The sequence below is a fragment of the Lactiplantibacillus pingfangensis genome (genome assembly GCF_005404945.1).
Lineage (GTDB): Bacteria > Bacillota > Bacilli > Lactobacillales > Lactobacillaceae > Lactiplantibacillus > Lactiplantibacillus pingfangensis.
On record NZ_BJDG01000044.1, the window covers coordinates 1 to 9,721 of the forward strand.

The 9,721-nt window shown below is 44.7% G+C and carries 4 protein-coding genes and 1 pseudogene; 4 read left to right on the forward strand and 1 reads right to left on the reverse strand.

The genetic code is table 11. The annotated features are described in order from the left end of the window. The first annotated feature begins 474 nt into the window (after window positions 1-474). Together FFM74_RS13095 and FFM74_RS13100 are read left to right on the forward strand one after the other, a co-directional pair. Window positions 475-2,832, forward strand: a complete 2,358-nt coding sequence (locus tag FFM74_RS13095) for an FAD-binding protein (RefSeq protein ID WP_137627077.1) — start codon at window positions 475-477, stop codon at window positions 2,830-2,832. Between the two features lie 132 nt (window positions 2,833-2,964). Continuing rightward, complete coding sequence (locus FFM74_RS13100; RefSeq protein ID WP_137627078.1) at window positions 2,965-4,116, forward strand: MFS transporter; 1,152 nt, start codon at window positions 2,965-2,967, stop codon at window positions 4,114-4,116. A gap of 1,012 nt (window positions 4,117-5,128) precedes the next feature. Here FFM74_RS13100 and FFM74_RS13105 read toward each other — a convergent pair. Then, on the reverse strand, window positions 5,129-7,909 hold the full coding sequence (locus FFM74_RS13105) for a MucBP domain-containing protein (protein WP_171000752.1): 2,781 nt from the start codon (window positions 7,907-7,909) through the stop codon (window positions 5,129-5,131). 486 nt (window positions 7,910-8,395) lie between these two features. Here FFM74_RS13105 and FFM74_RS13110 point away from each other — a divergent pair, with 486 nt between their 5' ends. Continuing rightward, window positions 8,396-9,106 carry a GntR family transcriptional regulator gene (locus FFM74_RS13110; RefSeq protein WP_137627080.1) on the forward strand — a complete coding sequence of 237 codons (711 nt, stop codon included), beginning with the start codon at window positions 8,396-8,398 and terminating at the stop codon, window positions 9,104-9,106. A gap of 65 nt (window positions 9,107-9,171) precedes the next feature. Next, a pseudogene (locus FFM74_RS13115) lies at window positions 9,172-9,645 on the forward strand (PTS sugar transporter subunit IIC); the annotation flags it as partial. Between the last annotated feature and the right edge of the window lie 76 nt (window positions 9,646-9,721).

A 9,721-nucleotide genomic window follows, 5' to 3' on the forward strand; every position in this document is an offset into this window, starting at 1 on the left:
ACATACAAAAATCCCTCCATGATAATCAGATGAATTATAGTATTTCATCTGACAACCATAGAGGGATCATAACATATCATAACTTTTATTTTGCTTCTGTCAATGGTTAATTGCAATTGTTAGGAACTTGATTACCACATAAATAGGCTAAAACGGTGATAATACAATGAATTTAATCGCGGTATTCGAGAGATTAATGGTGGCGGAGTGATCAGCTTAAACTACCAGACTGTAAAAATCATCAATTTTATTAATGACTTTCAAATTAATTTTTAGTAGAAGTAAGCGCTTTACATGCCGTCTAACATCAATTTAAGTCACTTAAAAACTGATTTTTTATTGGTATGACGCGGCCTGAACCCACTTGGCTAAAATTTCACATTGTTTTTTTGTTCGGAATGGTTATATTGACCTTGTGAACAACCACACGCTGTTTCTTGAATTTTACGTTTAAATAAAAAAGGACTGTTAACTATGAAATTAGTCGCAATCGTTGGTACTAATGCTGAAAAATCTTATAATCGTGAGTTACTCCATTACATGCAGCATCACTTTAGCTCAAACGTCACGATGACCGTGGCGGAAATTGATCAAGTGCCGTTATTCAAAGAACCACAGGCCGATGATGAACTGCCAACCAGTGTGCAAACGTTGGTGACTCAAATTAACGCGGCTGACGGTGTTATTATTGGCGTTCCTGAATATGACCACGCGGTGCCGGCTGCGCTTAAAAGTGTCATTGAATGGCTATCTTGCACCATTCATCCATTGGCCGGCAAACCATTGATGATTGTTGGCACGTCATTGGGCATTCAAGGTACTTCGCGGGCACAAGATGAATTACGCTTAATTCTCAATGCTCCTGGTGTCGACGCGACGGTGCTCCCTGGTAATGAATTCATGTTGAGTTTTGCGCCGAAAGCCTTTGACGCAGCGGGTAATTTGGTCGATCAACGAACCGTTAACTTTTTAGAGAGTTGTTTTGCCCACTTTACCCAACTCGTCAAGGCGCAAACTGGTGCGGCCACGCTGAAAGTTGATTGGCAAGGAAACTATGATGTCATCGTGCTTGGATTTGGTGGTGCCGGTGCTTCAGCGGCTCGTTTTGCGGCGGATCAAGGTGCGCGCGTGTTAGTCGTTGAAGCTGCGCCTTATGGTCGTGAAGGTGGGAATACCCGCTATTCTGCACAACACGTCGTTATGGGGGACAGTTTAGATAAGTTAACTGATTACTATCATGCGCTCGGGGCCCCATATACCACGCCAGAAAAGACGTTGCAAGCCTACTTACATGGGATGAGTCAAATTCCAACCTATTTTGAAAAATATCTGAGCATTAAAGCAGTGAGCTGGAAGCACGATGTCAAGCCTGGTGACGCGGTAGATGTCAAAAAAACAATGGCCGAATATCCTGAATTCAAGGGGAGTGACACGGTTGACTTCGCTTTAGTCCATAAACGTGATAAAGATGCTGGCTTGTGGAAAGTCTTACGTCAAAAGGTGCTGGATCGCACAGATAACATTGATATTTGGCTCGACTCACGGGCACAAAAGTTGATTCAAGAACCCGGTACTGGCATTATTCGTGGCGTGCAAATCAAACGTCATGATCAAGTCTTAAATATTCATGCAACGAATGGGGTCGTCTTAGCGATGGGTGGCTTTGAAAATAACCCTGAACTCGTTCAAACCTACCTACACAGTGAACGCTTAACACCACTAGGGACACTTTACAATCGTGGTGATGGGGTTAAAATGGCCCAAGCCGTTGGCGCCAAAATGTGGCACATGGCGAATTATGAATCACATGGGGTCCTGCCTGGTTTGACGTTTAAGGAAGAACCAAATGAACGTGGCCGTCAATTAAATTGGCCATTATTGAAGCATGGTAGTATTTTGGTGACAGCAGATGATGGGACCCGTTATTTCCCAGAAGATTCACCACATCGGCATGGTCACATTCAAACCCACGGCTCATGGTTGATTCCAATGAAGAACCAACATCCTTACTTGGTGTTTGATCAGAGTCAGTATAATGATTTCAAACAAGAACTAGCCGAAAATGGGCGCTTACCTTATCCAGAATTTATGGCTAAATTGATTTCTGCGAGTTCATTGGCTGATTTGGCGACGCAAATGTCCGTGCCTGCAGAAAACTTGACAACGACTGTAACTGACTTTAATTTATTTAAAAAGTTAGGGCAAGACTATGCCTTTGGACGTCATCCAGAGAGCATGCGTTGTTTTGATGATGGTCCATATTATGCGATCGCGGTCGCTAACGATGTTTTGAATACGCAAGGTGGCCCACAACGTAACGAAAATGCCCAAATTTTGGATACCGAAAATCAACCAATTCCACATTTGTATGGTGCTGGTGAACTCGGCGGCATCGTTTCAAACTGTTACCAAGGCGGCGGTAATTTGACCGAATGCTTAGTCTTTGGTAAGCTGGCCGGTGAAAATGCCGCCGCTATGAAAGCCGATGCAGACGAGGTTAGTGCGACGGATGCCAATGGGATTAACGATATCGTTGATACCGAAAAAGCCGCGCAAGTTAAACTAGGCGCTGACCAGTACTTGGGCAGTTCAAATAGCGGGCTGGGTGGCAAAATTACCGTACGTGTCACTTACCGGCAAAAGCAAATTGAAAAAGTTGAAGTCGTGCAACATCATGAAAGTGAAGACGTTGGTTTGGTGGCGGTTGATCAGTTGCCTAAAGCAATTGTGGCGGCCAATTCTGCCGATGTTGACGCGATTTCAGGCGCGTCGGCTTCGAGTCGTGCCATCAAAGAAGCGGTGCAAAACGCCTTGAAACAAGTCCAAGCTTAATTGGATTAATGATTAAAGTCAGAAGTGTGCTGAGCAAGGTTGCTCGGGACACTTTTTGGCGTTTGATGGTTAATGAAAATCGGTTGTTATGAGTGGTTAGAACTAATTTTGGTTTAGAAAGTGCAAAAGGTTATGAAAACGCGTTTGTATACAAAGGATGTCAAGCTAGTCTTGGCAGCTAGTTTCTTCTTTTTAATGAATCCCATGTTGATTAACCCGGTGATTGCGGGATTTGCTACTTCAGTCGGTGCCAGTAGTCTATTAGCGGGGGTGGTTGCCGGTGCCACCAATTTGACGTCACTACTGTTGCGACCGGTGGCTGGAAATTTGACAGATCGCGTGTCCAAATATCATCTGACGCTTGTCGGTGGGAGCATGTTTGTGGTTGCGAGTCTAGGCTATAGTTTGACGACCAATATTGATGTGATCATCATTTGCCGGATTATTACTGGAATTGGTTATACGCTCTGTTCAGTTTGCATGGCAACTTGGATGGCAGGCTTACTTCCAGCCGATAAAATTGGTTCTGGGATGGGAATCTATGGCCTGGCCAACGCGATGGGGATGGCAGTTGGTCCGGCTTTAGCGGTCTACTTGTACGCCCATTTCAGTTATCAGTTGGTGTTCTGGACGTCGGCCATTTGCAGCTTGTTGATGTTAATTTTGATTCAATTTGTAGGTAATCGCGGAATTCCACGACTAGTAAAAACGGCCACAACGCGTCATCGGCTGCGAATTGTCCAACCAAAGGTTATCCCAGTCGCAGTGATTTTGATGCTATTTTCACTGCCTTATTTTGCAACGCAGACTTATCTGGTTAGTTATATTGAGCAACGCCATTTTGCGGTTTCCGCCGGGGCCTTTTTCCCGGTGTATGCGATTATTTTATTAGGCTTGAGGCTCGGGTTACGCGACTTGTTTGACCATGTGCCGTTTAAAACGTTTTTCTGGAGCTGTCTTGGCTGTAATTTTGTTGGCGTGTTTGCGCTAGTAGATTTGCGCAACTGGCTGATGTTAGTCATCGCTGCGCTCGGGTTAGCCGCGGGCTACGGCTTGATGTACTCGATTTGCCAAGCGAAGGCATTAACGCTAGTCCCAAAGCGTGACCGCGGGTTGGCTAACAGTACTTTTTATATTGGGATCGACTTAGGAATGACGCTCGGCCCAATGTTTGGCGGGTTGATTAGCACCTTTTTACCTTGGACGTGGTTCTATCCGGTAATGATGACGACCTTGCCAGCGGTTGTGCTCGTTTATTGGCTCAATCGGCGTGGGCTGGCGTAGTGCACAATGAGTTTAACCTTTCAATTGGATAATCAAAAAGGTTGAAAGATGAGAATCACTAGTAACTGCAGTCGTATTAGTACATTAGCGATGAAAAATGTCGCTTCCGGGCGTCGCTGATTACATGCGGACGAGGGACCAGGCCAAGCCTGAGGCCCGGTCTTGACCTTCGCCCGGAATAGTTGCAAAAGTCGCAACTATCCCGGACCGTCCGTCCCGTAAGACCGGCAAAACCCGCCGTTCTAACGGGACTTTCACGTCCGATGCAATCAGCGACACCCTTCAGCTAGGTTAGCGATTATCAAGATAAAACGATTCGATTCTTAAAAATAATGGCTCAGTTAGGAACACTTTAAGCTTTCTTGGGTGTGTTTATCGACCGCCCGTGATTAATGTGTTACTTAATAAACCTTTTTAAATTAGGATTGATAGTTACTATTCACTTCCAACCCGCAACTAAAAACTAGTCAAAACATGAATCCACAGATTTCATGTTTCGACTAGTCTTTTGATGTTGTTCAATAGATCAACTAATAAAGGTTAAAATTGTGAGAAAATTATTAGCACTGTCATATTAGTAGCGGACATTACTAAAGTAGGCTCTGGGTGAGCCACTCCGTCAGTCAGAATCGTTGTGTTATATGGACAGTCACAGCCAAAGGATAGTCTGTGGCTTCGATTCAGAGCCAGTAAACCATGTCTTGGAATCTTACCAATATGGCACAACTATTCGACCTGTCTTTGCTGAGTCTAATTAACTGGAGGCTGAGACTGATCACATCGGTCGTGATGGTGGCGTTAATCGGCTGTTTTTGCCGATTTTACACCACGGACCGGTCGGGACACTTGCGACTTTTGCAAGGGTTTCGAGCGAGGGGCAAGACGTGTCTGGCTTGGCCTGGTCCCACGACCGCATGTTATCAGTCCCAGCCGGAAGTGGCACCCGTTAATTAAGCTACCGGCGCTAATTATTGATATGGCGTTATTAACTAGCCCTTCTTAATGGCTCAGCTTAAAAACGTTTCCGAAACTTGAGCCCGATAACGCTTAAACCAATCAGACCAACAATGAGGCCTAAATGACTAGCAACTTCACCAGTTGCCGGTAATATTTTGGCTGGGTTGCGAGGCTTGGTCGTTGTCGCCGGCTGTACTGGCTTTAATTGGTTAGCACTCACTGGTTGATTGGGCTTCTGAGTCTGACCGGGCGTCAACTTGTCAGCTGCTTCGTTACTGCCTGAGTTGGCAGCGATGACGTGCAATTTGACGACTAAAGTTTGACCGTCATCCGTGCGCAACGTTACTTGATAAGTCCCGACTTGGTTAAGCTTAGCCTGACTGAGATCAACTTTGACAGCAATTGAGTGACCAGTTTTGTCTTTTGCAGCTGCTTTAAAGTCGCTGGCAGTTGGCGTGGTCCCGTTGACTACCATCGTATAATCTTGGCCGGTTAACTGACGTTGATCGTTGCTGCCAGTTTGTTTTTGGTAATAGTAATTCACGTTTTGCACTTGTGAGCTGAACGTGCCGGTTGGTTGCCCGGTAGTTTTCACATGGCTGTAGCCAGCAATTGACTTGGCCGTTGTCGTATAGGCGGTTTCAAGTGGTCCGGACAGTGTGTCAACGGGGGCAAGTTGTTGGCCGTTTAAATCCAAATAATGAACGGTCACTTGTCCTTGGTCTGCGGTTTGCTTCGCATAGGTTAAGACGACTGTTGGCGTTTCTGAACTGAATTTTCCGGTTAAGTTGCCACTTGCTTTCTGATACTGGTACTGTTTGAAAGTTGGTGGCGTGATCGTATAGTCTGAATCAATCGTGCCCGTTAACCGGGTGTCTTCGGTGAGTGATTGACCGTCCGTTGTCTGGAATTTGATGATGACACTACCTTGCTTGTCAGCGGTAGCTTGATAAATCAGATTGACGGTTTGTGGTTCTTTAGTAAAGCTCCCGCTGAGGTTGCCATCGGCATGCTTAAACGTAAAACCATCAATGGTCGGTTGACTCACGGCAAATGGTGCATCGAGATCACCGGTTAATGTTTTGGCTGGGGCAATGACTTTGCCCTGGTCATCAAGATAATTGACCGTAACGGTTCCCTGAGCGGCAGCATCTTTTTGATAACTTAGCGTGACGGTTTTCGGCGTGACTGTAAAGTTACCAGTTAATGTGCCCGACTGAAAGGTATAGCCGGAAATGGCTTTCTTTTCAATCGTATAAGCGCTATCGACTGGCCCAGTTAATGTTGTTGGTTCAGCGATTTTAGTGCCGTCGCTATCAACGTAGTTAACCGTGACAGTCGAGTGCGCGACGTTTTTTTGATAAATCAGATTAACGGCATGGTTCGTTTCGGTATAAGTCCCGGTTAGCTCGCCCGACTGGTAAGTGTAACCAGTAATTGCTTTAGGGTCGATCGTATAGTGGCTACCAAGTTGACCAGTCATCGTTTGTGCGGGTGCAATCGTTTTACCATCTGTATCGAGATAATTCACGGTAATACTGCCTTCAGTCGGTTGTTGCTGATACAACAAAGTGACGGCTTGTGCGTCGGCACTAATGCTGCCCGTCAGTGAGGCGTCATCCTGCGTGCCTTGATAGCGGTAACCAGTAATTGCCGGCGGTGTAATGGTAAATGGATCTTCAATGGCACCAGTAATGGTAGTCGCTGGCTGAATAGCTTTGCCGGTAGTAGCATCAACATAATTGACCGTCACCGGTTGTGAAGCTTTTGGCTGCCAGACAAAAGTATCAGTCGCTTGGGTTTTGCTACCATCATAGGCGGCCACTAATTGGGCAGTAGTCAGAACTTGATCACCGTTTGGATTAGTGACCGTTCCTGAGCCGATATTTTGCCAATAACCGGTATATTTGTTGCTTTCCGAGATTGACGGTAAGCCAGTTCCAGCAAGCTTAGTATAAGGCCCAACTTTCAGTTCTTTGAGCACGCTGGCGTAGGTGAACATTTGTCGGGTGCCACCATAGGAATTGTTTAATTGCCGCATATCAAACGACGACATGTCAATTTTTTGTATTCTGGAAAAGGTGAACATGCTTTCCATACTAGTAATGTGGCTTGTATTTTCCCAACCGGTCGTGTTGATCGCGTTGGCTTGAAGCTGATAGCCAAAAGTGGCTAAGTTAACTTTGGCGGTTTTAAAATTCCAACCAGATAAGTCTAATAAGTTAAATAGCCGATTGGAATTTTCATCTAGCGCACCAGCACGGGCAAAGGCCATGGAAGCGCCAGTTAATGAGCTGACATCCCAGTTGCTTAAGTCCAGCGTGCCAATTAACGCGGTTGCAAAAAATGTGCGATTTAGCGTTCTGAGGTTACTAGTTTGCCAATGTTCAACCCCAGTCAGATCCGTTAATTGTGAATCGTTGTGAAAGAGATCATCAAAAGAAATGGTCTTGCTAGTATCGACGTTTTCAAGGCCATCAATTTGAGCTAAATTTGCGAAACCGGCAAATAATCCGGCAGCGTAGGTGTTAAAAGTTACTGGGCCGGTGATTTCGATCTTAGTAATCTGTGAGCTGTATGCCGCCCAAGGTGAGGTGTTGCTACTATTGTTTGCGAAGTCACCAGGGCCAATGGTCAAGGTGCCGGCTTGCAAGGACCAGTCACTTGAACCAAATGTACCGGTTACTGTGTCCGTTGTCGTTGGGGGCGTCGCTAAGGCCATCAAATTGTGGATGTTCGGCAATGGGGTAACTAATGGGGTAGCAAGGGCCGACTGCGTGGGAGAAGGGCCACTAAAAGTCGACGCTTGAGTTGGCAGCCCTGTAATCGCTGTCATTAATCCGAATCCGATAACTAACAGACTAACTGGTTTCCAACAATGTCTAAAGAACTGAGTAATCAACATAATGTTTTCTCCTTCTTACAATTAGTAAGTGTACTTAACTATCATAATCCAACCCCAGTATAACCCGGAATTAAGCCGATGTATACCGGCATTATATATTAGTGGTGATAATTATTTATACGATGTTATAATTTTACGGATTTAGGCTATATCATTTTTATAATCGTTTCAAAAGTCATTTTGGCGTCAAAACTAGATAGACCAGCCCTTTAATTAAAGGCCTTAAATTAATATATTTATTAGAATAGTCACCGGTAGAGGTGGTTAAAACACCGTCACAATTGGTATTGACCAATTTTAAAATTCTTTGGTATAAAATTATAAATATTGAAGCGCTTTCAAATAGAATATGCTATCATATTTGTGGGCACAAGTTTTATATAGGCCTACCAATTACATGCGAAAGGAGGAATTTCCATGTATCGAGCAATTGCACAAGATATTATTAAATCGATAATCGCTGGTGACTATGAAACCAAATTGCCGACTGAAAAAGTGCTGATGGCACGTTTCAATGCGAGCCGTAATACTATTCGAAAAGCTATCGACGTGGTATTTCGACATGGCCTGTTACGACGGGTCCAAGGCAGCGGTAATTTTATCATTAAGCAACCAGATGATTCAGCAACTGTTTTGAACTTATCAATCGGATTTGACCGCGCGGCCATGGTTGAAGGTGGACCATTGGTATCTAAAATCGTAACGTTTGATAAGATCAAAGCGGATGAAAAACTCGCTAAGCAAGGCAACATTGAACTTGGCGATGAGCTGTATCGGGTCGTTCGGCTACGTTATCTCAAGGATTGTTTATACGACTTAGAAGAGTCCTATTTTCCAAGAGCAATCGTGCCGTTTTTATCGGAAGAAAGTGTCCAACAGTCGATCTTTACCTTTTTACGTGACGCTTACGGTATCACAGGGAGCACCACGGAAAACTATGTGCATCAAGTCAGATTGACTGCGGAACGTGCAAAGCTCGTAGGCCTGCCAATTGGCGATAAAACGATGTGTTTAGACGGGATCAACTATTTGGCTAGTGGTGATGTGTTCAACTTTTCAACGACGTACTTTGTTTATGAAGACTTGGAACTGTACTATCATACCGAAAATATCGATCTCGAAAATTAGTACGGGAAGCGTCTCAGGGGGGAATCTGAGATGGCCAACGTGAAAAAACATTAGGAGTGAGTTAAATGAATTCATTTATTGAGTGGCTAAATAAACATTTAGTCCCAGTCGCAGCGAAAATCAGCGGCGTTCGCTGGTTAGTCGCATTACGTGACGCGTTTATTGCAATTATGCCTGCCATGATGGCCGGATCAATCGCGACTGTTTTGAATGCCTTAGTTCGCGATATTCCAACGAAATTTGGTTGGCTCGGCTTCGTTAATTCAATGCAATGGTTGATTGGGATTAACGCCATGGTTTGGACAGGAACTTTAGCAATCTTAGGCTTGATCTTCTCGTTCACCTTTGGTTACCAATTAGCTGTCCAATACAAAGTTGAACCAATTACTGGTGGGATTGTGACTCTCGGAACTTTCATTATGAGTTTGCCACAAAACTTCACTGGGACCTTAACGAAGTCTTTAAGTGCCGGCGCAACTAAGATCTTAACGGATTCTGGGATGGCCGTTGCTGGTAAAAAAGTGACCGCTTGGGGTTACTGTTATGATCCCTCTATGGTTGTCAGATGAAATACTATAATTCATCTGATTATCATGGAGGGATTTTTGTATGTCC

Excerpts from the sequence above, each read along its gene's own strand:
- FFM74_RS13095 (WP_137627077.1), top strand. The coding sequence starts at position 475 with ATGAAATTAGTCGCAATCGTTGGTACTAATGCTGAAAAATCTTATAAT.
- FFM74_RS13100 (WP_137627078.1), top strand. The coding sequence starts at position 2,965 with ATGAAAACGCGTTTGTATACAAAGGATGTCAAGCTAGTCTTGGCAGCT.
- FFM74_RS13105 (WP_171000752.1), bottom strand. The coding sequence starts at position 7,909 with ATGACAGCGATTACAGGGCTGCCAACTCAAGCGTCGACTTTTAGTGGC.
- FFM74_RS13110 (WP_137627080.1), top strand. The coding sequence starts at position 8,396 with ATGTATCGAGCAATTGCACAAGATATTATTAAATCGATAATCGCTGGT.